Source organism: Rhodopseudomonas sp. RCAM05734 (genome assembly GCF_052658035.1).
The window spans coordinates 1485473-1507714 of the sequence record NZ_CP199742.1 but is presented as its reverse complement, the minus strand read 5'-3'; the positions used below and the strand labels follow the sequence as shown (position 1 = coordinate 1507714).

Genomic DNA, 22242 nt, shown 5'->3' with positions numbered 1-22242 from the left:
CGTTCGAAAGCGGGCCTCAATGTTCGCACCACGCTCCGTAACGGTATGGACGTATCGTAATCGATTTTGGCACCCGTGCAAATTTTCCTAAGCGAAAATTTTGTGCCACGCACATGGCCAATTCCCAACACCTGAGAACGCGATCGTTAGAATTTTACCGGACTGGCCTTTTCGGGCCTCCAGTCTCGCCGCGGCGTCCGCTCGAAATGCCGCGGTCGTCGCAAGAAATGCCTGTGCAGCAACGCTTTCAGATCCGCCGGGCGTTGCGCCGACGCACCGCGACGATGATTGCCAGCGCAACGATCATCGCCGCTGGAATGTCACCGATACGTGCATAAATTGTCTGTGGAATGGCAGTGGGAAGGCCGGAATCCAGCACGCCTTCGACGCCGAGTCCGAGTCGCGCCACAAAGCGCCCGACGGGATCGATCACCGCGGAGATTCCGGTGTTCGCTGCGCGAACGACCGGTAGTCCTTCCTCGATGGCGCGCACCCGGGTTTGCTGCAGATGCTGATAGGGCCCAGTCGAAATGCCGAACCATCCATCGTTGGTGAGGTTGGCGATCCAGCCGGGACGATCGTCGCGTGAGGTCACGTCGCCAGGGAAGATCGCTTCATAGCAGATCAGCGGCAGCATCCGCGGCGCGTTCGGAATCTCCATGGTCCGGCGCCGGTCGCCCGGAATAAAACCGCCCTGCACCTTGGTGAGCTGGACGAAACCGATTTTTTCCATCCAGTCCTGGAACGGCAGATATTCGCCGAACGGCACCAGATGCAGCTTGTCGTACACGGACAGGATCGTGCCATCGTGATCGATCACATAAATAGAATTATAGGCACGGCTGATGCGCGTGCCGGGCGGCTGGTCGGGAGGGCGCACCGCGCCGGTGACCAGCACGGTACCCTTCGGCAGCAAATCGGCGATCTGCGCCATCGCGTCGGCCTCGCGCGACAGGAAGAACGGAAACGCCGATTCCGGCCACACCAGCACGGTGGCATCGGCGACGCCGCTGGATTGCGGGCCGGTGGCGCGATCCGACAGCGCCAGGTATTGCTTCATCACGTCCGCCTTGGCGGCATAGTTGAAGCGGACATCCTGCCGCACGTTGGGCTGCATGATGCGCAACTTCACCTTGGCGACCATCTGAGTCGGATGCTGCGACAGTCGCACCACGCCGTACAGCCCCATCGTCGCCAGAAGCAGCAATGCCGCCGCTGGCGCCAGCCATGGCCGGCGCATCCGGGCGCGCCCGTCGATCAGCACGGCGGGGCTGGCGAAGATCGCCACCGTCACGAATGTCAGGCCCCAAATGCCGATCAGAGAGGCGCTCTGCGCCAGCGCCAGCGGTTCGGTCAGCGCGTAGCCGAACGTGTTCCAGGGAAAGCCGGTGAGCACATGGCCGCGCAACCATTCGCCGATGGTCAGGCTGGCAGCGAGCGCCAGCACGCGCGACGCGTCCCTGGTCCACAGCAGCCGCGCCAGCGCGAAGCCGAGCGCGGTGAACAGCGCCAGATAGGCCGGCAACCCGCAGACCGCCACCGGCAGCAGCCAGCCGAAGATCTGCGCATCGACGAGAAAGGCATAGCCGATCCAGTACAGGCCCGGCACGAAATAGCCGAAGCCGAACCACCAGCCGGCCATGGCCGCGGCGGGCACGCCACGCATCCGGCCGGCCGCGGAGCCGTCGATCAGCCAGACTACCACCGGGAAGGTGACGAACAGCACCGGCCATGCGTTGAACGGCGCCATCGCCAGCGACGACAGCGCACCGGCCGCCACGGCGATCGCCGCGCGCTTCCAGCCCCAGGCCAGGATGATCGAGAGGCCGACGCTACGCAGTTTGTTGAAAGTCACGATGAGCTCGCACCGTCGCCGGCCTGCGACAGGCCTGAATTGTCATTGGCCTGCACGGCGTCGGAGCCGCCATCGCCGCGGCGGGCGGTGCGCGCACGCACCACCGGGCGCTCCTTGCGCGGCCCGATGCGCAGCCGCTTGACCCGGCGCGGATCGGCGTCGAGCACCTCGATCTCGAAATTGCCGGGACCGGAAATCACCTCGCCGCGCACCGGCAGCCGTCCGACATGGGTGACCAGGTAGCCGCCCAGGGTTTCAACCTCTTCGCCGGCTTCGCCGGTGACGAACTCTTCGCCGACCATGGCGATGACATCTTCGAGACTGGCGCGGGCGTCGGCGATAAAGGAATCACCCTGCTTGACGATCGAGGGCGCCTCGTCGCTGTCGTGCTCGTCGTCGATCTCGCCGACGATCTGCTCGACAATGTCCTCGATGGAGACCAGGCCGTCGGTGCCGCCATATTCGTCGACCACCAGCGCCAGGTGAATTCGCGACGCCTGCATCTGTGCCAGCAGATCGATGGCGCGCATCGATGGCGGCACGTAGAGCAACTTGCGGATGATGCCGGTTGCGGTGAGCGGCGCCGCGAGATCCACGGCGCGCAGGTCGAGGCCCGCCGGCAGCACCTTCTTCCGCTTGGCGACGGTGGTGACGGTGACGCGCGCTTTGGTGGTCATGTAAGCGAGGAGGTCGCGGATGTGGACGATGCCGACGGGATCGTCGAGCGTCTCGTTGTAGACCACCAAGCGTGAATGCGCGGCGCTCTCGAACAGGCCCATCAACTCGCCGAGCGAGATATCCTGCTTCACGGCGACGATGTCGGCGCGGTGGATCATCACGTCGGCGATGCGCCGTTCGTGCAGGCCGAGGATATTGCGCAGCATGGTGCGCTCGATGGGCGAGAAGCCGGTCTCGTCCGGCGTCGAGGCATCCAGCACCACCTGGAGATCGGCGCGCACCGAGCCGGGCTTCCAGCCGAACAGTTGCCGGATCGCGCGGGTCAGCCAGCTCTCGGCCGACGGCCGCATGACTTCGCCGTCGTGGATCACCGCTGGCAGGTTCGCCGTGGAGTTCGGATTGTCGTTGCTAGGGTCGCCCTCCGGCATGTCAGACCACCCGATCCGTCGATGGATCTTTTTCGGCATAGGGATCGGGAATGCCGAGGGTGGCGAGGATGTCGCGCTCCAGCTCTTCCATGACCTCGGCCTCGCCGTCCTTCTCGTGGTCGTAACCGACGAGATGCAGGAAGCCGTGCACGCTGAGATGGCTGAGATGGTGGGGAAACGGCTTGCCCTCGTCGTCCGCCTCGCGGCGTGTGGTCTCGTAGGCGATCGCGATGTCACCGAGCATGCGCGGCGCATCGTCGGCCTCCTGCCCGGACGGCGGCTGCAGCGCCGGAAACGACAGCACGTTGGTCGGCTTGTCTATGCCGCGCCAGTTCTGGTTCAGGGTGCGGATGCCGGCGTCGTCGGTCAGCATGACCGCCAGCTCGGCATCGCCGGTGTCAGCATCGACCATCCCCGCCGCCGCCTCGATGGCGCGGAAGATGATGGCTTCGGCCTCGGCCTCGGCGTTCCAGCAGTCGGCGACAATGAGAACCTCTGTCGCGGGAAGTGTATGCGTCGTCATCGTTCAGTAGCTTCTTTCGCCGACGAGCCCGATTGCGGATTCGCCGGCAGCGTGAGGTGTGTACTTCAGGACTTTGTGGTTGCCGGCTTCTGCGACATTCCCTCATAGGCGGAGACGATGCGCGCCACCAGTTCGTGCCGGATCACATCTTCCGCCTTGAACTTGACCTGCGCGATGCCGGTGATGCCGTCGAGCAGGCGCGCGGCTTCCGCCAGGCCGGACGTCTGGCCGGGCGGCAGATCGACCTGGCTGGGATCGCCGGTAACGATCATGCGGCTGTTCTCGCCAAGCCGAGTCAGAAACATCTTCATCTGCATCGAGGTGGTGTTCTGCGCCTCGTCGAGAATGATCGCCGCGTTGGTCAGCGTGCGACCGCGCATGAAGGCCAGAGGCGCGATCTCGATTTCGTTGGTCTGCAGCGCGCGCTCGACGATGCGCGAATCCATCAGGTCATAGAGCGCGTCGTAGATCGGGCGCAGATAGGGATCGACCTTCTCTTTCAGGTCGCCGGGCAGGAAGCCCAGTCGCTCGCCGGCCTCCACCGCAGGGCGGGTCAGGATGATGCGGTCGACTTCCTTGCGCTCGAACAGTTGCGCAGCCTGCGCCACTGCCAGCCAGGTCTTGCCGGTGCCGGCGGGGCCGATGCCGAACACCAGTTCGTGGCTCTTCAGCGCGCGGATATAGGTGTCCTGAGCCGCGGTGCGGGCGCGCACCGGACGCTTGCGCAGGTTGATCGCCTCGAAGGTCGAGGCCTTCGCGGCCTTGGGATCGAAGGCGAACAGCGAGCCCTGCGCCAGCGTGGCGCGGATCGCGCCCTCGACGTCGCCTTGCGCGATGTCGTGGCCGGTCATCGCCTGGGCATACAACGTTTCGAGCACGCGGCGGGCGCCGTCGCAGGCATCGCGGGTGCCGGTCAAGGTGATGTGGTTGCCGCGGGAATCCACCACGACGTTGAGCCTGCGCTCCACCAGCGCGAGGTTCTGGCCGTAGGGGCCGACCAGCGACGATGCCGCGCGGTTGTCGTCGAAGGCAACGACGACCTGCGTCTCGGGCTGGACTTGTGTATCGAGTTTGCGGGCAGCGAGCGTAGGCGAATCCGATGCGCTTTTGGGCAAGGGTTCAGGCTCCAGTGGTGGGGGAATGCGCGTGCTGCGCGGGCTGCGGTGACGGCGTGGCGACGAGGGAGCCGAGCAGGCTGTAGCGCTCGAGGCTCTCGATGCGAACCGGCAGGACCTGGCCGATGATATCGTCTGAGGCCATCACATGGGCCGGCTGCAGCCAAGCGGTGCGGCCGACGATCTGGCCGGGATTACGCGCGGCGCGCTCGAACAGCACATCAACAGTTGCGCCAATCGTGGCCGTGTTGAAGGCCGATTGCTGGCTGTCGATCAGTTCCTGAAGTCGCACCAAGCGCTCGTCCATCACTGCTGTCGGCACCGTCTCCTGCATGTCCGCCGCCGGCGTGCCCGGCCGGGACGAATACTTGAACGAATATGCACCAGCGTAACCGATTTGTGTGACGAGTGCGAGGGTCGCATCAAAATCTTCATCGCTCTCGCCGGGGAAGCCGACGATGAAATCCGACGTAAATGCAATGTCTTGCCGCGCACCGCGAAAACGATCGATCACCCGGCGATAATCTTCTGCAGTATGTTTGCGGTTCATGGCCGCCAGAATCCGGTCAGAACCGGACTGCACCGGCAGATGCACGAACGGCATCGGCTGCGGCAGATCGCGATGCGCCTCGATCAGCGTGTCCTCGACGTCGCACGGATGGCTGGTGGAATAGCGCAGCCGTTCGATGCCCGGGATATCGGCCAGATGGCGCAGCAAAGTGCCGAGCGGCCACGGCCGACCGTCCGGCCCGTCGCCGTGATAGGCGTTGACGTTCTGGCCGATCAGGGTGATCTCGCGCACGCCGTTGTCGGCCAGCCGCTTGATATCGTCGACGATCTTCGCCACCGGGCGCGACACTTCCGAGCCGCGCGTGTACGGCACCACGCAGAAGGTGCAGAACTTGTCGCAGCCTTCCTGCACGGTGACGAACGACGAGATGCCGCGGGCGCAGATCGCCGCCGGCTTCGGCGGCGGCAGGAAGCCGAACTTGTCCGCGACCGGAAACTCGGTTTCCAGCGCCCGCCCGCCGGCCTTGGCCCGCGCCAGCAGTTGCGGCAGATGATGATAGCTCTGCGGCCCGACCACCACATCGACCACCGGGGCGCGGCGGATGATCTCGTTGCCTTCCGCCTGCGCCACGCAGCCGGCCACCACGATATTCATCTTGCGGCCGTCGGCGGCAGCCACGTCCTTGGCGACGCGCAGCCGGCCCAGTTCGGAATAGACCTTTTCCGAGGCCTTTTCGCGGATGTGGCAGGTGTTGAGGATCACCAGATCGGCATCGTCGACACTTGCCGTCTCGACAAATCCCTCCGGCGCCAGCGTGTCCACCATGCGCTGGGCATCGTAGACGTTCATCTGACAACCATAGGACTTGATATGCAGCTTGCGCGGCGGGGTCATGAAACCTGAATGCTGGATGGAGCGGCGCTTGCTGCGCGGGCTTCAGATATAGGGGAACGCCCGGAAAATCCAGCCCGATTGAGAAATATCTGAATTTTCAATGACTTGTCGAATCCCGAGCGACAATCTCGGTTGTCATCCCCGCGCATGCGGGGATCCAGTAACCGGCACTCCTATGGCTCCATCACCACTGCCGGCGCCTACTGGGTCGCCCGGTCCTGGCGCGCTATTGCGCGCAGGCCGGGCGATGACAGCGGAGGGGGCGGTTAAGCTTCCTGCCCAACCAAGCCGGGCAATTCCCGCATATCGCCGAAGATGGCCGTCGCGCCGGCGGCTTTCAGCGCCGCGGCGGTTTCTGGCCGGCAATGCGCGCCGCCATGAAAACCGAGCACGGTCATGCCCGCAGCCACCGCACCGGTGACCCCGGGCACGCTGTCCTCGACCACCACGCAGCGCGCAGGCGTCGCGCCCATTTCGGCCGCCGCGAACAGGAACAGGTCCGGCGCCGGCTTGCCATGGCTGACCTGGCTCGCGGAAAACAAGTGGGGCCCGAAACGATCGCGCAGGCCGGTCGTGGTCAGGCTGCTGACAATCCGCGTCGGTGTGCCCGAGGACGCCACGCAGATCGGCAGCGACAGTCTCGCGAGCGCTTCGGCGACATGCGGCACCGGCGTGAGCTGCTCGCCGAACACCCGGTCGATGGCCGCCTTAAGATCGACCGTGTACTCATCGGGCAAAACGCGGCCCATTTCCGTCTCGACCTCGAATCGCGCCTCACGCGACGAGCGGCCAAGAAAGCGATCATGCACCTGCTCGGCTGATATCGCGTAGCCGTGCGCCGTCAGCACCTCGGCGTGCACCACACAGGCCAGCGCCTCGCTGTCGACCAGCACGCCGTCGCAATCGAAAATGACGAGATCGAAACTCACTTGGCCGACTTATCCTCGTCGAGCGGCACGCAATACAGCTCGAGCCGGTGGTCGACCAGCTTGTAGCCGAGACGCGCGGCGACCTCGGCCTGCAGCTTCTCGATTTCCTCGGAGGTGAATTCGATCACCGTGCCGTCACGCAGATTGATCAGGTGGTCGTGGTGGCTGTCACGCATGGTCTCGTAGCGCGCGCGGCCTTCGCGGAAATCGTGGCGTTCGATGATGCCCGCATCCTCGAACAGCTTGACGGTGCGATACACCGTGGAGATCGAGATCTTGTCGTCGACGGCAACACAGCGGCGATACAGTTCTTCGACATCCGGATGATCGACCGCTTCCGCCAGCACGCGCGCGATGACGCGGCGCTGTTCGGTCATGCGCATGCCGGTGGCGGCGCAGCGCGCCTCGATTCCGGTGGCCTTCAGCGCAGGCGTGGGTTTGAATGCTGTCATGCTTTGAGCTTTCGGCGCGGCGAGCGATCGCGCGCTGCAAATGTCGCCCCTTGTGCCACCGCGCACGCCTTACGACAAGTCGCGGCGCATCACCAAGGCGTTCAATTCCTGGCCGCCGGCCTCCTTGTAATAGCGTTCGCGGCGCCCTGCGACGACAAATCCGGTCCGTTCATACAGCCGCCTCGCCGGCTGATTGTTTTCCTCGACTTCCAGGAACACGGTGCGGATGCCGCGGCCCGCGAGATGGCCGAGATGGGTGAGAAATAACTCCCGCGACAGACCGCGGCCGCGATGCGCGGGAGCGAGCGCGATGGACAGGATTTCCGCCTCATCCGCGGCCATCCGCGACACCGCAAAGCCGATGACGGCGGGGCCCTGGCGCAACCGGTGCACCAGAGTGTTGCCTTCGCCGAGCATCTGCTCGAATTCGGTCTCGCCCCAGCCGCGATGGAACGAGGCGCCGTGCAGCCGCGCCAAAGCGCGCGCGTCGCGCAGGGTGGCAGGCTCGACCACGGCAGGTCGGCGACTCCACAGGCGCGACAGCCAAGCCGTCATGACGCGGCGGCCTGCGTGGCTTTCTGCAGCGGATCGATCTGCGGCTTGGCGTCGGGCGCACGCAGGTAATAGGGCCGGGCCGGCGCATTCTCCGGGGTGACGGCGGCGCCGAGCCAGCCGATCCAGGTGATGTCGGGCGCCGGTTGTGCATCGACCTGCAGCGGCGGGGCGGCGTCGGCTGGCCAGCTGTCGGCGAGGATCTGCGCCGCGTTGCCGACGATATGCGGCGCGCCAAGCCGCGCGACTTCCAGCGCCTCGCCAACCGGCGCGACGCGTGGGCGGATCAGCGGGCTGCCGTCGCCGGCAACCACCTGGAAATAGACGTGGTCATGACGGGCATCGATGGCGGAGATGATCGGATGCGGCTCGTTGCGGCTCACCACCGGCGCGGCGTAGGCCGTCAGGGTAGTCACGCCGACTACCGGCTTGCCGGCGGCGAGGCCGAGTCCGCGCGCCGCGGACAACCCGACCCGCAGGCCTGTGAAACTGCCGGGTCCGGTGGTGACGGCGATACGACCCAGGTCGGCGAAGCCGATGCCGGATTGCGCCATGACCCGCGCAATCAGCGGCATCAGCGCTTCGGCATGGCCGCGCTTCATGGGCAACGATTCATGGGCGATCAGCCGGCTGACGCGGGTGTCGAGCACACCGGCGGCGCAGGCATCGAGGGCGGTATCGATGGCGAGGATCAGCATTTGCAATCTTTAGCATGACTTGTGAGCAATTTTGCACGCTGCCCACAACTCATTTTGGGCGCGCCGATTCGGCCGCGCGGCAGATCTCGCGTCGCAGCAATTTGGTCGGATACGTTGCGCGATACCGGCAGATCGCAGTTGGCCTCTAGGGAATTTTTTTCAACTCGACAAGCAGGGAGGACAAGGTGCGACATTTTTGTTCCGCGACGTAACACCCTTTAGTTGCAGGGGTTCCCGCATTTCTACGGAACTCCCACTTAACAAAATCTTCGCGAATGGAGCCGATGATGCACATCGTCCATCGACCGTGATGGCGCCCGTCTGTTTGCATTTCAAACACCGAACGGCGCGCAATCCCCGACAACATTGGAACCAAAACATGTTCAATCGCCGTCCGAGCAGAAGCGAGCAGGCCAAATCCCTTGCAACGGATATTCTGACAGCGAATGTGATGGTCGCCGATGCCGACCACAATATCGTTTACATGAACGAGGCTGTCGTCGGTCTGCTGAGCGAGGCCGAGGCCGATATCCAGAAAGACCTCCCGCGCTTCAGCGTTGCCAAGCTGATCGGCAGCAATATCGACGTCTTTCACAAGAACCCCGCCCATCAGCGCCAGATGCTCGAAAGCCTGCAGGCGACGCATCGCGCCACGATCAAGGTCGGCGGCAGAATTTTCGACCTCGTCGCGACGCCCGTCAAGAACAAGGATGGCACCCGCGTCGGCACGGTGGTCGAATGGTCCGATTCGACGCTTCGGCTGCAGAACCTGGAATTTACGGCAAAGGTGACGGCAATCGGCCGGGCGCAGGCCTCCATTGAGTTCGGGATGGACGGCACCATCATCACTGCCAATGAGAATTTCCTGAGCGCGCTCGGTTACACGCTGCCGGAAATCCAGGGCAAGAACCACAGCATGTTTATCGCGCCTGCGGAACGCGACGGCGCGGCCTACCGCGAATTCTGGGCGAAACTGAACCGCGGCGAGTACCAGGCCGCTGAATATAAACGCATTGGCAAAGGCGGCAAGGAAGTCTGGATTCTCGCCAACTATAATCCGATCTTCGACGAGCGCGGCAAACCGTACAAGGTCGTCAAGTACGCGACCGACGTGACCGAGCAGAAACTCAGAAACGCCGACCTCGCCGGCCAGATCGCCGCGATCGGCAAATCGCAGGCGGTGATCGAGTTCGACATGAACGGTACCGTCCTCAATGCCAACGATAATTTCCTGCACGCGCTGGGCTATTCGCTCGGCGAGATCAAGGGCAAGCACCACAGCATGTTCGTCGACCCGTCGGAACGCGACGGCTCCGCCTATCGTGAATTCTGGGCCAGCCTGAACCGCGGCGAATACCAGGCCGCCGAATACAAGCGTGTCGGCAAAGGCGGTCGCGATGTCTGGATCCAGGGGTCGTACAATCCGATCCTCGACCTCAACGGCAAGCCGTTCAAGGTCGTCAAATACGCCACCGACACCACCGAGCAGGTGATTGCCCGCATGAAGAGCGATCGGGTCCGCGGAATGATGGAATCCGTCGCCGCCGGCGCCGAAGAGCTGAATGCCTCGGTGCGCGAAATCTCCGAGGCGATGATGAAATCGAAGAACACCGCGATGTCGGCGGTGAGCAAGGTCGAGCAAGCCGACGAACAGGCCCAGCGCCTCAGCTCTGCAGCGCAAGCCATGAGCGGTATCGTCGAACTGATCGGAAATATTACCGGTCAGATCAACCTGCTGGCCCTCAACGCGACCATCGAGTCTGCGCGCGCCGGTGAAGCCGGCCGCGGCTTCGCTGTGGTGGCGTCCGAGGTGAAGAACCTCGCCAACCAGGCCAAGCAGGCCACCGACAAGATCGGCAGCGAGATCGGCAGCCTCAATGGCATTTCCTGCGATGTGGTCTCCGCATTGATCGCGATCAAGCAGGAAATCCAGAACGTCAGTGAATACGTCACGGCCACGGCGGCGGCCGTCGAGGAACAGAGCACGGTGACAAGCGAGATGTCGTCGAGCATGCAGCGCGCAGCGGCCGAGGCCGCCAGCATCGGCCGCTAGCAGCGCGGCCCGATCACCGCGACGCTGGCCGCGCAAAGCACGGCCGGCACGCTGCGCTGTCTACATCGGACGGACTTCCACCACGTCCGGCACGAAGTGCTTGAGCAGGTTCTGGATGCCGTGCTGCAGCGTCGCCGTCGACGACGGGCAGCCGGCGCACGATCCCTTCATGTTCAGATAGACGATGCCGTCCTTGAAGCCGCGGAAGGTGATGTCGCCGCCGTCATTGGCAACGGCCGGACGTACCCTCGTCTCGATCAGGTCCTTGATGATCTCCACCGTCTCGGCGTCGGCCTCGGCGAAGAACTCTTCCTCACCATTGACGGCCACGTCACCGGAAACACTGCCGTCGGCCATCAGCGGACCGCCGGACATATAGTGTTCCATGATAGCGCCGAGGATCGCCGGCTTCATGTGCTGCCAGTCGCTGGCATCCTTGGTCACGGTGACGAAATCCGAGCCGTAGAACACGCTGGTGACGCCGGGGACGTCGAACAGCCGCTCCGCCAGCGGCGAAGCCGCGGCTGCCGCGCGGCTGGTGAATTCCATGGTGCCGCTCGCGAGCACGTCGCGGCCGGGGATGAACTTCAGGGTGGCCGGGTTCGGGGTGGCTTCGGTCTGGATAAACATGAGCAATCTCCGGTACATCACCGGTTCAAGGCCGGCGCGCTCTCGGTTGAGAATGGGCTTGTCTAGCAGATGGCCACGGGGAACGCACGATCAAGGGGCGTTGGGCTGTCATTCCGGGGTAGCTGCGCCATCCTCGCCTGTCGCGGCCGCGAAAGCGGGCGATGACAGGCGAGTTTGGCGCTACGACAGCGCGTCGAGCTCCAGGTCCGTCAATCCGCCCGGCACGATGGTCACCGGGATCGGGAATGCGCCGACCAGCTTGGCCATCATGGTGACGATCGGCCCCGGCCCCTCGGGACCGGCAGAGGCCGCCAGCACCAGCATGGCGATATCGACATCCTTGTCGATCACGTCGAGGATTTGCTCGGTGGAATCGCCCTCGCGGATCACCCGTTCCGGGGTGATCGCGGCGATGCCGTTGGCGCGTCCGGCGGCACGGTCGAGCGCGGTGTTGGCGCCCTCCTCGGCCTCGGCGCGCATGATGTCGGCGACGCCCAGCCATTGCTGGTTCAGATCTTCCGTCTCGATCACCCGCAGCATCACCACGCCGCCACCTACGCGCACGGCCCAGCGACTGGCGTAATAGACTGCGCGGTCCCATTCCTCGCTGTCGTCAACGACCACGAGACATTTCGGCTTGTGGCCGGATTCATAGCTGCGTCTCTGGGTGCTCATGCATGTCCCGATGCTGAACCGCACGAACTGCGGCTGCGTCATGCTGCCACGACGCAGCATCGTTCCACAAGCACGGCGCGGCGGCGTGCCGTCGCCGCGCCGATTGTGGCAATGAGATGAAACCGAAACGCGGCGCGTGAGAAATTACTTTCTCCGCACCAGGCCCATGATGTCCTTCACGGCATTCAGCGTTTCCGATGCGATCGCGTTGGCGCGTTCGGCGCCGTCGGCCAGCACCGAATCCACATAGGCCTGGTCGCCGGACAGCCGCTTCATCTCGGCGGCGATCGGCGCCAGCTTGCTCACCGCGAGTTCGGCCAGCGAAGATTTGAACCCGGAGAACTGCGCACCGCCGAATTCGCGCAGCACCTCGGATTTCGGCTTGTCGGCCAGTGCGGCGTAGATGCCCACCAGATTGTCGGCCTCCGGGCGCGGCTTGAGCCCTTCCTCTTCCGACGGCAACGGCTCCGGATCGGTCTTCGCCCGGCGAGATCTTCTGCGCAATGGTATCGGCGTCGTCGGTGAGGTTGATGCGCGAATTGTCGGAGGCATCCGACTTCGACATCTTCTTGGTGCCGTCGCGCAGGCTCATGACGCGGGTCGCCGCGCCGGTGATCACCGGTTTCGGCATCGGGAAGTACACGCCGTTATGGCCCTGCGCCGCGATGGATTCCGAGAAGTCATTGTTGAACTTCTGCGAGATGTCGCGACACAGTTCGAGATGCTGCTTCTGGTCCTCGCCGACCGGCACATGGGTGGCGCGATAGAGCAGAATGTCCGCGGCCATCAGCACCGGATAGTCGTACAGGCCGACCGACGCGTTCTCGCGGTCCTTGCCGGCCTTTTCCTTGAACTGGGTCATGCGGTTCAGCCAACCCAGGCGGGCGATGCAGTTGAAGATCCACGCCAGCTCGGCATGGCCGGATACCTGGCTCTGGTTGAAGATGATCTGCTTTTTCGGATCGATACCCGACGCGATGAAGGCCGCGGTGACCTCGCGGGTGTTGCGTCGCAGTTCGTCGGGACCGCCCCATACCGCCACCGGCACCGTGATGGCGTGCATGTCGACCACGCAGTACACGCAGTTATGCGTCTCCTGCAGTTTGACGAAATTGACGATGGCGCCAAGGTAGTTGCCGAGGTGCAGATTGCCCGTCGGCTGGACGCCAGAAAAAACCCGTTCGGTGATCGGCATTGTGCTGTTCCCATGCGCGCCGATGTGGACTCGGCGCTATCCGCCGTCCATTGCCACGCGGGGACTAGGCACGCAAGTCGCCGGCGCGGGATTGCCGGAATGCGCGCCACGCGCCGGCCGGCGTGACCACGCCGAACAGCGCGAGCGCCGCGCCATAGACGACCAGCGCGCTGGCGATCAGCACGCCGACCAGCGCCGCCTGCGCAATGACGAGCGCGTCCGGGACCCAGGCCCGGACGACATGCGCCTCCAGCCACAGCGCGGCGCCCATGGCCAGCGCCGCCAGCACGATGCGCGGCAGTCGCATTTGCGCGGCGGCATCGATCGAAAATCCGAACGTGGCACGACCGCGCAAGATCAGGACGACAGCACAGCTCCAGGCGCCCAGCGCGATGCTGCCGGCGATGCCGGCGACGCCGAATCCGCGCAGCAGCCACGCGGCCGTGACCACCGCCAGCAGCCCGGCCAGCGTGGCCATCAGCGGGGTCATGGTGTCGTCGCGGGCAAAGAACGCCGGCGCCAGCGCCTTCACCAGCACATGCGCCGGCAGGCTGAGAGCCAGCAGCGTCAGTGCCTGCGCCGTTGCGAGGCTATCGACGGCCGTGAAGGCGCCGTGCTCGAACAGGAGTTGCACGATCGGCGCGCTCAGCACCATCAGGCCGAGCGTCGCCGGCAGCGCCAGGCCGACCGCCAGTTCGAGGCCGCGCGATTCCGCGCCATGGATGGCAGCGGGATCGCCGGATCGCACCGCGCGGGTCAGCTCCGGGACCAGCACCGTGCCCATGGCGGTGCCGACGATGCCGAGCGGCAGTTCGATCAGCCGGTTGGCGAAATACAGCCACGACACCGCCGAGGGTGCGTGCGATGCGATGATCGCACCGGCCACGATCAGCAGCTGCGGGCCGGAATTGGCGATCATACCGGGCATCGCCTTGCGCAGAAATCCGCGCATCTGCGCGTCCCATGACAGCCGCAATGGCGTGGCCACCGCCTCGCCGCTGCGCAGCGCGAACATGGCCAGTTGCAGCAGTCCGGCCATGCCGACCGTCGCCGCCAGCAGCGTCGCCGCCGCTGCGGCGTCCGGTCGCTCCAGCAGCAGCGCCGCCATGACGCCGATCAGCGCGAGGTTGAACAGCACCGGCGAGAAGGCGGTGAGCGCGAAGCGGTCCTGCGCATTGAGCAGCCCCATCATCACCGCCACCGGCCCGGCAAAGGCCAGATAGGGCAGCATCAGCCGGGCATTGTCGACCGCCAGCTGCAGCGTCGCGGTTCCCCGGAAGCCGGGCGCCAGAAGCGCGATCAGCAGCGGCATGGCGACGCCGACAACGACGGTGGCGATCACCAGCGCAGCACTCAGCGTGCCGAGTACGCGACCCGCAAACGCCGCCGCAGCAGCCTCGCCATCGATGGATCGTATCCGCAGCCAGGCCGGTATCAGGGCGGCATTCAGCGCGCCCTCGGTGAGCAGCCGCCGGACCACATTGACCAGCCGGAACGCGACCAGGAACGCGTCCGCCACCGGCCCGGCGCCGAGCAGTGCCGCCACCATAGCATCGCGCGCAAAACCCAGCAGCCGCGACACCAGCGTACCCATGGAAACGGTCAGGATGGAGCGGATCATGGCGGCATTCTAACCGGGCCAAGCTTGCTGGCGGAGGGCGGAAGTGATAGGTCGCAGCACCCTGCAGAACCCGTCCTGTCCCGCAGACTTGGACCGGATTTCCCGCACAACCGCAATTGCCGCAACCGGATATTCTTCATGACTTCAGCGAAATATGACGTGCTCGGAATCGGCAACGCGATTTTCGACGTGCTGGTGCAGACCGACGAGAGCTTCCTCGCGGCCCATGAGATGACCAAGGGCGGCATGGCGCTGATCGACGAGGCGCGCGCGCTGGCGATCTACGGGGCCATGGGCCCGGCCACCGAAATGTCCGGCGGATCCGCCGCCAATACCATCGTCGGCATCGCTTCGCTCGGCGCCCGCGCCGCCTATGTCGGCAAGGTCAAGGACGACCAGATCGGCAAGCTGTACAGCCACGATATCCGCGCCGCCGGCGTGAGCTTCACCACCCCCGCTGCCACCGGCGGCCCGGCCACCGGCTGTTCCTACATTCTGGTGACGCCGGACGGCGAGCGCACCATGAACACCTATCTCGGCGCGGCGCAGGACCTTACCCCCGACGATATCGCCCCCGCGGAAATTGCCGCCTCGGCCATGGTCTATCTCGAAGGCTATCTGTGGGACCCCAAGAGCGCCAAGGAAGCGTTCCTGAAGGCCTCCAAGATCGCCCACGGCGCCAACCGCCAGGTCGCGCTGACCTTGTCCGACGCGTTCTGTGTCAGCCGTTACCGCGACGAATTCCTGCAGCCGATGCGGGACGGGACCGTCGATCTGATCTTCGCCAATGAATCCGAACTGCACGCGCTGTACGAGACCGCCGACACCGACACAGCGCTTGGTCAACTCCGCAAGGACGTCGCGCTCGGCGTCGTCACCCGCTCCGAGAAGGGCTGCATGATCGCCTCAAAGTCGGGCGTGGTCGAGGTGCCGGCATTCCCGATCGACAAGCTCGTCGACACCACCGGCGCCGGAGACCTGTTCGCCGCCGGCTTCCTGTTCGGCCTGGCGCGCGGCCTCGATCATAAGGTCTGCGGCCGCCTCGCGGCTTTGGCGGCCGCCGAAGTGATCCAGCACATCGGCGCGCGTCCGCAGGTGTCGCTGAAGGAACTGGCGCAGCAGAACGGCCTGCCGGTCTAAGGCGCCCTTGTTTCCCGCACGCGGTGCGGCACTCTTGTGCCGCTCCGCAGATGCGGCATCCCGGTTGAGAGCAACCAGCGGGGCCCCGCATCTGCGAAGCGATACTGGCGGCGATGCTGTTGCATCGCCTGGTATCGCATCGCGTGCGGGGAACGAACCGAGCGTCAAGCCGCGCGCTGCGCCGCATTGAGCCCGGCATAGACCCCGCGCTCGAATCCCGCGAACACCTCAAGGCACGTCCTGTCGGCGAACGGCAGCACCTGCATCAGAATCACCCCGGCGACGTCGCGCGCCGGATCGATCCAGTAATAGGTGTTGGCAAGGCCCGCCCAGGCCAGACTGCCGGGGCTGCGGCCCTCCGGCGTCTCGGCCGTGTTGATCATGAAGCTGAGGCCCCACTTCTTCTCCATGCCGGAATAGAGATCGACATCGTTGGTGGCCGTCGCAATCGCCGAGGTCATGCGGGTCATGGTGAGTTCACCGATGTGATTTTCGCCCATCAGCGCCACCGTCTCGGGCTTCAGCACCTCAAGCCCGCCAGCGCGGCCCCTGTTCAGCATCATCTGCACGAATTTGATGTAATCGCCGGCGGTGCCGTAGAGCCCGCCGCCGCCGGCATGGAATTCCGGGTCCTGACCGATTTCGAAGGCAATCGGCGTCAGCGAGCCATCCGCGCCGCGGCTGTGCATACGCACCAGCCGGGCGCGCTGCGATTCGCCGATCCGGAACGCGGTGTCGGTCATGCCCAGCGGTGTGAACAGATGATCGCGAAAATAGGCCTCGAGACGAGCGCCGCTGACGGCCTCAATGGCCTGGCCGGTGAAATCGAGACTGGTGCCGTATTCCCAACGCGTGCCGGGATCGCTCATGACTGGCACCCTCAGCGCCGCCTTGAGGCCGGTGCGGAAGGGCGGCGTGCCGGACACCGCGAGATAGCGCACCATGTCGCCGTTCCACATATCGTAGCAGAAGCCGGCGGTATGGGTCAGCAGGTGCCGCAAGGTGATCGGGTTGCGCGCCGGCCGCAGTTGCGGCGCGCCGTCGGCATCGAACCCTTCCAGCACCATCGGCGAGGCGAGATCCGGCAGGACGTCGCCGATCGACCCGTCGAGCGACAGCCGGCCCTGCTCCACCAGCCGCATCACCGCCGCGGCGGTGATCGCCTTGGTCATGGAGGCCAGCCAGAACACGTTGTCCTCGGTCATGGCCGTATCCGTCGAGAGATCGCGCCGGCCGAACGCGCCGCGGTAGATCACCTCATCGCCGGTCGCCGCCATGGCCACCACGCCGGGAATCTGCCCGGCCTCGCAGGCCCGCTGCAGCGCCTGGTCGATCTCGTCTTGCATGTGGACATCCCCGATATTTTCGACACGGATTCTCGCCCCCGGCGACATGACCGGCAAGAAATATCGATGTTGCGGCGCGGTTTGGCATGAACCGCTGCGGTTTTTGCCGCGACGAACGATCACGCACCGAGTTGTGATCGCTGCGGCGGTGGATTCACGAAAAATGATTCGGATTCGACAAGCAAAGCAGGCATTCGCAACCTAAATCGTGAACCACGCGCACGGTTTGGACACGGTCGGGCCGAAGCTTGGGAACAAACATTGCGGACGCGTGTTCAAAATGCGGCCTTGTGCCCGGACGCGCTGCGCCGACCAAAGACTGATGAAATTTGTTGCAGCAACGCTGCGGAGACTGACGATGATTGCCAACTGGACCGAATGGAAACGCTACCCCCGCGCATCCCGTGGCGAGAACATCGAGGCTCCCATCGGGCCAGGCATTTTCGAAGTCCGGCACGCCGGCTCCGGCGCGCTGTTCGCCTTCGATGCCGCCGATAACCTGGCGGAGGCGCTGGCAAAGATCTCCGCGCCGCCCAAATCCTTCATTTCCTGGTTTGGCCGTCGCGACAGCACGATGCTGCCGGACTTGGAATACCGCACCTTTTCGACCACCACCCGCGCCAATGCGCGGATCGCCGCTGCCCGGATGATCGACCGCCGCGAGACCTACCTGCGCGGCGCGGCGTAACGTCGCTGCAATCTCTTGCAATAGCCCGGTATCGCTTGCGATAGCAGGTATACGCTGCGCGAAGGCGCAATCCGGCCTATACTCCTTTACAAGTCCGCGACAGCCGAAGTCAGCGACACTTTGAGGAGAATGCCCATGAATCCGCCCGCCGCCGCACGCCAGTCCTCCGCCACGCCCTCGCTGCGCGACCGCCTCAAGGACCGCTCGCTGCTGCGCGAGCAGTGCTATGTCGATGGCGCCTGGGCCGGCACAGGCGCGACTTCGGTCACGAATCCGGTCAACGGCATCGAGCTCGCCAAGGTGCCGAACATGGGCACCAAGGAGACGACGCAAGCGGTGGAAGCCGCCGAGCGCGCCTTTCCGCTCTGGGCCAAATTCACCGCCAAGCAGCGCTCCAACATCCTGCGCAAATGGTTCGAGCTGATCATCGCCAATCGCGAGGACCTGGCGCTGATCCTGACCTCCGAACAGGGCAAGCCGCTGGCGGAAGCGCTGGGCGAGGTCGACATCGGCGCCGCCTATATCGAATTCTTCGCCGAAGAGGCCCGCCGGGTCTATGGCGAGACCATCCCGACGCAACGGCCCGATGCCCGGCTGCTGGCGATCAAGCAGCCTATCGGCGTCTGCGGCGCCATCACCCCGTGGAATTTCCCGAATTCGATGATCACCCGCAAGGTGTCACCGGCGCTGGCCGCGGGCTGCACCGTGGTGCTGAAGCCGGCCAATGAGACGCCGCTGTCGGCGCTGGCGCTGGCGGAACTGGCCGAACGCGCCGGCGTGCCCAAGGGCGTGCTCAACATCATCACCGGCAAGGCCTCGGAAATCGGGCTGGTGCTGTGCGAACACCCGGCCGTGCGCTTCGTCGGCTTCACCGGCTCCACCGAGGTCGGCAAGATCCTCTACAAGCAGGCTGCGGTCGGGGTGAAGAAGCTCGGCCTCGAACTCGGCGGCAATGCGCCGTTCGTGGTGTTCGATGACGCCGACATCGATGCCGCGGTCGACGGCGCCATGGTCTCGAAATATCGCAACATGGGACAGACCTGCGTCTGCGCCAACCGGCTCTACGCTCAGGACGGCATCTACGACACCTTCGTCGAAAAGCTCGCCAAGAAGGTCGCAGCCATGAAAGTGGGCGACGGCACGGAGGCCGGCATCACCCAGGGGCCGCTGATCAACATGGAGGCGATCGAGAAAGTCGAGCGCCACATTGCCGACGCCGTCAAGGGCGGCGCCAAGGTCGTCACCGGCGGCAAGCGCCATGCGCTCGGCGGCAGCTTCTTCGAGCCGACCGTGCTGTCCAACGTCAAGTCCGATGCGCTGGTATCGCAGGAAGAGACCTTCGGCCCGCTGGCGCCGGTGTTCCGCTTCAAGGACGAGGCCGACGTCATCGCCATGTGCAACGCCTCGCCGTTCGGCCTCGCCTCCTACTTCTATTCCCGCGATCTCGGCCGCGTCTGGCGCGTCGCCGAAGCACTGGAGTCCGGCATGGTCGGCGTCAACACCGGATTGATCACCACCGAGGTGGCGCCGTTCGGCGGCGTCAAGGAGTCCGGCCTCGGCCGCGAAGGCTCGCATCACGGCATGGAAGAATATGTCGAGATCAAATACATCATGATGTCAGGGATCTGAGACTCGCTTGCTTCCCTCACCCTCTCCCGCTTGCGGGAGAGGGTGCGCAGGCCGCCTTCCGCGCCCGCCCAACAGAACGCCGATGCGAAGCATCGGCTGCGGCGTCTGCACGGCCGGGTTAGGGCGAGTGTCTCGCTCCGGGCCCCTTCATCCGCGTGAATTTGACCTGCCTCAATACCGCAGCGAAACCGGCATGATCTGCTGGTGCGATGTCGGGATATATCAGGTCATTCCTCGAAATCGGCTTGGACGACGTCGGACTAGTCGGCGGCAAGACCGCGTCGCTCGGCGAACTCTATGCGATGCTCGCATCCGAAGGTGTTGCCGTCCCCAACGGTTTTGCGATCACGGCAGATGCCTATCGCGATGCCCTCTTGCAGGGCGATGTCGCGGAGCAGCTTCACCGACTCCTTGACGGGCTCGACAAGAGCAGGATCCGGCAGCTTGCCAGCACGGCCGCCAAAGCGCGCGAGATCATTTACAAGGCGATGGATACGCCGCTTCTGCGCGCGCAGATCGTGGACGCCTACCGTCAGCTTGAAGGGGAGGCCGGGACCGGCGTCGCCGTCGCGGTGCGCAGTTCGGCGACAGCGGAGGATCTTCCGACCGCCAGCTTTGCCGGGCAGCACGAAAGCTTTCTCAATGTGCGCGGCCCGAAGGATCTGTTCGAGGCCTGCCGGCGCTGCTTCGCCTCGATCTTCACCGATCGCGCGATTTCCTACCGGATCGACAATGGCTTCGATCATTTCAAGGTCGCGCTCTCAGTCGCGGTGATGAAAATGGTCCGCTCGGATCTGGCGGCCAGCGGCGTCATCTTTACCCTCGATACCGAATCCGGATTTCGCGACGTGGTGTTCGTCACCGGCTGCTACGGCCTCGGCGAAACCATCGTGCAGGGCCAGGTCGATCCCGACGAGTTCTACGTCCACAAGCCGACGCTCAAGCTGGGCTTTCGTCGCGTATTGCGGCGCAAGCTCGGCGCCAAGCAGATCCGCATGATCTACGGCAAGCGCGGCGGCAGCCATGCGACGCTGACCCGCAATGTGCCGACTGCCGAGCGACAGGCATTCTGCATTTCCGATGCCGAAGTGCTGAGCCTCGCGGACATCGCCGTGCGGATCGAGGCGCACTATTCGAAACATGCCGGCAGCGCGATGCCGATGGACATCGAATGGGCCAAGGACGGTGCCGACGGCAAGCTCTATATCATTCAGGCGCGCCCCGAGACCGTCGCCTCGCAGCGCTCGGCGGACTTCCACGAGACCTACAATCTCAAGGCGCGCGGCGAGGTGATCGTCACGGGCCGCGCGGTCGGCGAGAAGATCGCCACCGGCCGCGTCCGCCGCATCGCGACCGCGCGCGATCTGGCGGCCTTCAAGCCCGGCGAGATTCTGGTGGCGCCGGCCACCAGCCCGGACTGGGAGCCGGTCATGAAGATCGCGGCCGGTGTCATTACCGACAAGGGTGGCCGGACCTGCCATGCGGCCATCGTCGCCCGCGAACTCGGCATCCCCGCAGTGGTGGGCGCCACCTATGCCACCGACCGGCTCAAGACCGGAACGGACGTCACGATCTGCTGCGCCGAAGGCGATGCCGGCAACGTCTATCGGGGAGCGGTGGCCTACGACGTGACGCGAACCGCGCTGAGCGAGCTGAAACAGCCGCGCACCGCCATCATGGTGAATGTCGGCACCCCCGAAATGGCGTTTCGCACCGCGATGCAGCCGCAGGCCGGCGTCGGTCTCGCGCGCATGGAATTCATCATCGGCGAGCATATCGGCGTGCACCCGATGGCGCTGCTCAAGCCGGACAGGATTGCCTCCACTAAGGAGCGGATGGCGATCGCGCGTCTGGTCAAAGGCTACAAAAGCCCGTCCGAGTTCTTTGTTGAGAAATTGGCGGAAGGCGTCGGCACCATCGCCGCAGCCTTCTATCCCAAGCCGGTGATCGTGCGGCTGTCCGATTTCAAGACCAACGAATATGCCAGCCTGCTGGGTGGCCAGGCGTTCGAGCCGAAGGAGGAGAATCCGATGCTCGGATTCCGCGGCGCGGCGCGCTACAGCCATCCCGCCTATGCAGACGGATTCGCCCTGGAGTGCGCGGCGTTGCGTCAGGTGCGCGAGGACATGGGACTGTCCAATCTGCGCGTCATGGTGCCGTTCTGCCGGACCGTCGCGGAAGGCAAGCGCGTGATCGCCACCATGGCGGCCAACGGGCTGACGCGCGGCGAAGGCGGACTCGAGATCTACGTCATGTGCGAGATCCCGAACAACGTGATCCAGATCGATGCCTTTGCCGAACTGTTCGACGGCTTTTCCATCGGCTCCAATGACCTCACGCAACTGACGCTGGGGGTCGACCGGGACTCCGACATTGTCGCCTTCGATTTCGATGAACGCGATCCCGGCATGCTGGAGATGTTCCGCCAGGCCGTGGCCGGCGCCAAGCGCAATGGCCGCCATGTCGGCATCTGCGGCGAGGCTCCCGCCAACTACCCGGAGATCGCGCGCTACCTGACCGGGCTCGGCATCGATTCGATCAGCGTCAATCCAGCAAGCGTATTTCGCACCATGGCTGCCGTGCTCGAGGCCGAAGCCGGTCAGACCGCCATCAAGACCTGACGACGCCGG

Annotated in this window: 18 protein-coding genes and 1 pseudogene; 5 read left to right on the top strand and 14 right to left on the bottom strand. The window is 64.9% G+C overall.

The window, feature by feature from the left end; translation table 11 throughout:
* Nucleotides 1-247: 247 nt before the first annotated feature.
* The 9 genes from lnt to tsaB all read right to left on the bottom strand — a co-directional run bounded on the left by lnt (nt 248) and on the right by tsaB (nt 8635).
* A complete protein-coding gene (gene lnt, locus ACUXVA_RS07300) occupies nt 248-1855 on the bottom strand; it encodes an apolipoprotein N-acyltransferase (RefSeq protein ID WP_413776417.1) in 1608 nt (535 codons plus the stop codon).
* Nucleotides 1852-2961: a hemolysin family protein gene (locus ACUXVA_RS07295; protein ID WP_265080906.1), complete on the bottom strand. Its 1110-nt coding sequence runs from the start codon at nt 2959-2961 to the stop codon at nt 1852-1854. The genes lnt and ACUXVA_RS07295 overlap by 4 nt, the downstream gene beginning before the upstream one ends.
* A gap of 1 nt (nt 2962) precedes the next feature.
* A complete protein-coding gene (gene ybeY / locus ACUXVA_RS07290; protein ID WP_265080907.1) occupies nt 2963-3484 on the bottom strand; it encodes an rRNA maturation RNase YbeY in 522 nt (173 codons plus the stop codon).
* A gap of 65 nt (nt 3485-3549) precedes the next feature.
* Complete coding sequence (locus ACUXVA_RS07285) at nt 3550-4599, bottom strand: PhoH family protein (RefSeq protein ID WP_265080908.1); 1050 nt, start codon at nt 4597-4599, stop codon at nt 3550-3552.
* A 4-nt stretch (nt 4600-4603) separates the two neighbouring features.
* The gene (gene miaB / locus ACUXVA_RS07280) at nt 4604-6004 is read right to left on the bottom strand and encodes a tRNA (N6-isopentenyl adenosine(37)-C2)-methylthiotransferase MiaB (RefSeq protein ID WP_445491465.1); all 1401 of its coding nucleotides are present in this window, start codon (nt 6002-6004) and stop codon (nt 4604-4606) included.
* Nucleotides 6005-6270: 266 nt separating this feature from the next.
* Nucleotides 6271-6933, bottom strand: coding sequence for an HAD family hydrolase (locus tag ACUXVA_RS07275; protein WP_265080909.1), 663 nt, complete (start codon nt 6931-6933; stop codon nt 6271-6273).
* Complete coding sequence (locus tag ACUXVA_RS07270; protein ID WP_265080910.1) at nt 6930-7385, bottom strand: Fur family transcriptional regulator; 456 nt, start codon at nt 7383-7385, stop codon at nt 6930-6932. The genes ACUXVA_RS07275 and ACUXVA_RS07270 overlap by 4 nt, the downstream gene beginning before the upstream one ends.
* Before the next feature lie 69 nt (nt 7386-7454).
* On the bottom strand, nt 7455-7940 hold the full coding sequence (gene rimI, locus ACUXVA_RS07265; protein ID WP_265080911.1) for a ribosomal protein S18-alanine N-acetyltransferase: 486 nt from the start codon (nt 7938-7940) through the stop codon (nt 7455-7457).
* The gene (gene tsaB, locus ACUXVA_RS07260; RefSeq protein WP_265080912.1) at nt 7937-8635 is read right to left on the bottom strand and encodes a tRNA (adenosine(37)-N6)-threonylcarbamoyltransferase complex dimerization subunit type 1 TsaB; all 699 of its coding nucleotides are present in this window, start codon (nt 8633-8635) and stop codon (nt 7937-7939) included. Before tsaB ends, rimI begins: the two co-directional genes overlap by 4 nt.
* Nucleotides 8636-9014: 379 nt before the next feature.
* Between tsaB and ACUXVA_RS07255 the strand changes: the two genes are divergently transcribed.
* Entirely contained in the window at nt 9015-10688 is a 1674-nt protein-coding gene (locus ACUXVA_RS07255; protein WP_265080913.1) for a methyl-accepting chemotaxis protein, read from the top strand.
* A 60-nt stretch (nt 10689-10748) separates the two neighbouring features.
* Here the strand turns inward: ACUXVA_RS07255 and ACUXVA_RS07250 are convergent, their stop codons facing one another.
* The 4 genes and pseudogenes from ACUXVA_RS07250 to murJ form a co-directional block, all read right to left on the bottom strand.
* Nucleotides 10749-11318 carry a NifU family protein gene (locus tag ACUXVA_RS07250; RefSeq protein ID WP_265080914.1) on the bottom strand — a complete coding sequence of 190 codons (570 nt, stop codon included), beginning with the start codon at nt 11316-11318 and terminating at the stop codon, nt 10749-10751.
* A 180-nt stretch (nt 11319-11498) separates the two neighbouring features.
* Nucleotides 11499-11993 (bottom strand): universal stress protein, encoded by a 495-nt coding sequence (locus tag ACUXVA_RS07245; RefSeq protein ID WP_265080915.1) that lies wholly within the window; start codon nt 11991-11993, stop codon nt 11499-11501.
* A 144-nt stretch (nt 11994-12137) separates the two neighbouring features.
* A pseudogene (gene trpS / locus ACUXVA_RS07240) lies at nt 12138-13188 on the bottom strand (tryptophan--tRNA ligase).
* Between the two features lie 64 nt (nt 13189-13252).
* The gene (gene murJ / locus ACUXVA_RS07235; protein ID WP_445491460.1) at nt 13253-14809 is read right to left on the bottom strand and encodes a murein biosynthesis integral membrane protein MurJ; all 1557 of its coding nucleotides are present in this window, start codon (nt 14807-14809) and stop codon (nt 13253-13255) included.
* A gap of 138 nt (nt 14810-14947) precedes the next feature.
* Here murJ and ACUXVA_RS07230 point away from each other — a divergent pair, with 138 nt between their 5' ends.
* Nucleotides 14948-15949: an adenosine kinase gene (locus ACUXVA_RS07230; protein WP_445491459.1), complete on the top strand. Its 1002-nt coding sequence runs from the start codon at nt 14948-14950 to the stop codon at nt 15947-15949.
* A 164-nt stretch (nt 15950-16113) separates the two neighbouring features.
* Here ACUXVA_RS07230 and ACUXVA_RS07225 read toward each other — a convergent pair whose 3' ends face one another.
* Nucleotides 16114-17295: a serine hydrolase domain-containing protein gene (locus tag ACUXVA_RS07225; protein WP_445491457.1), complete on the bottom strand. Its 1182-nt coding sequence runs from the start codon at nt 17293-17295 to the stop codon at nt 16114-16116.
* A 358-nt stretch (nt 17296-17653) separates the two neighbouring features.
* Between ACUXVA_RS07225 and ACUXVA_RS07220 the strand changes: the two genes are divergently transcribed.
* The 3 genes from ACUXVA_RS07220 to ppsA all read left to right on the top strand — a co-directional run bounded on the left by ACUXVA_RS07220 (nt 17654) and on the right by ppsA (nt 22233).
* On the top strand, nt 17654-17983 hold the full coding sequence (locus tag ACUXVA_RS07220; protein ID WP_265083891.1) for a hypothetical protein: 330 nt from the start codon (nt 17654-17656) through the stop codon (nt 17981-17983).
* A 135-nt stretch (nt 17984-18118) separates the two neighbouring features.
* Nucleotides 18119-19612 (top strand): NAD-dependent succinate-semialdehyde dehydrogenase, encoded by a 1494-nt coding sequence (locus tag ACUXVA_RS07215; RefSeq protein WP_265080919.1) that lies wholly within the window; start codon nt 18119-18121, stop codon nt 19610-19612.
* A 209-nt stretch (nt 19613-19821) separates the two neighbouring features.
* On the top strand, nt 19822-22233 hold the full coding sequence (gene ppsA, locus ACUXVA_RS07210; RefSeq protein WP_265080920.1) for a phosphoenolpyruvate synthase: 2412 nt from the start codon (nt 19822-19824) through the stop codon (nt 22231-22233).
* Nucleotides 22234-22242 lie beyond the last annotated feature (9 nt).

Coding starts and splice junctions, on each gene's coding strand:
- ACUXVA_RS07295 (WP_265080906.1), bottom strand. CDS start 2,961: ATGCCGGAGGGCGACCCTAGCAACGACAATCCGAACTCCACGGCGAAC.
- ybeY (WP_265080907.1), bottom strand. CDS start 3,484: ATGACGACGCATACACTTCCCGCGACAGAGGTTCTCATTGTCGCCGAC.
- miaB (WP_445491465.1), bottom strand. CDS start 6,004: ATGACCCCGCCGCGCAAGCTGCATATCAAGTCCTATGGTTGTCAGATG.
- ACUXVA_RS07270 (WP_265080910.1), bottom strand. CDS start 7,385: ATGACAGCATTCAAACCCACGCCTGCGCTGAAGGCCACCGGAATCGAG.
- rimI (WP_265080911.1), bottom strand. CDS start 7,940: ATGACGGCTTGGCTGTCGCGCCTGTGGAGTCGCCGACCTGCCGTGGTC.
- tsaB (WP_265080912.1), bottom strand. CDS start 8,635: ATGCTGATCCTCGCCATCGATACCGCCCTCGATGCCTGCGCCGCCGGT.
- ACUXVA_RS07255 (WP_265080913.1), top strand. CDS start 9,015: ATGTTCAATCGCCGTCCGAGCAGAAGCGAGCAGGCCAAATCCCTTGCA.
- ACUXVA_RS07250 (WP_265080914.1), bottom strand. CDS start 11,318: ATGTTTATCCAGACCGAAGCCACCCCGAACCCGGCCACCCTGAAGTTC.
- ACUXVA_RS07245 (WP_265080915.1), bottom strand. CDS start 11,993: ATGAGCACCCAGAGACGCAGCTATGAATCCGGCCACAAGCCGAAATGT.
- murJ (WP_445491460.1), bottom strand. CDS start 14,809: ATGATCCGCTCCATCCTGACCGTTTCCATGGGTACGCTGGTGTCGCGG.
- ACUXVA_RS07230 (WP_445491459.1), top strand. CDS start 14,948: ATGACTTCAGCGAAATATGACGTGCTCGGAATCGGCAACGCGATTTTC.
- ACUXVA_RS07225 (WP_445491457.1), bottom strand. CDS start 17,295: ATGCAAGACGAGATCGACCAGGCGCTGCAGCGGGCCTGCGAGGCCGGG.
- ACUXVA_RS07220 (WP_265083891.1), top strand. CDS start 17,654: ATGATTGCCAACTGGACCGAATGGAAACGCTACCCCCGCGCATCCCGT.
- ACUXVA_RS07215 (WP_265080919.1), top strand. CDS start 18,119: ATGAATCCGCCCGCCGCCGCACGCCAGTCCTCCGCCACGCCCTCGCTG.
- ppsA (WP_265080920.1), top strand. CDS start 19,822: ATGTCGGGATATATCAGGTCATTCCTCGAAATCGGCTTGGACGACGTC.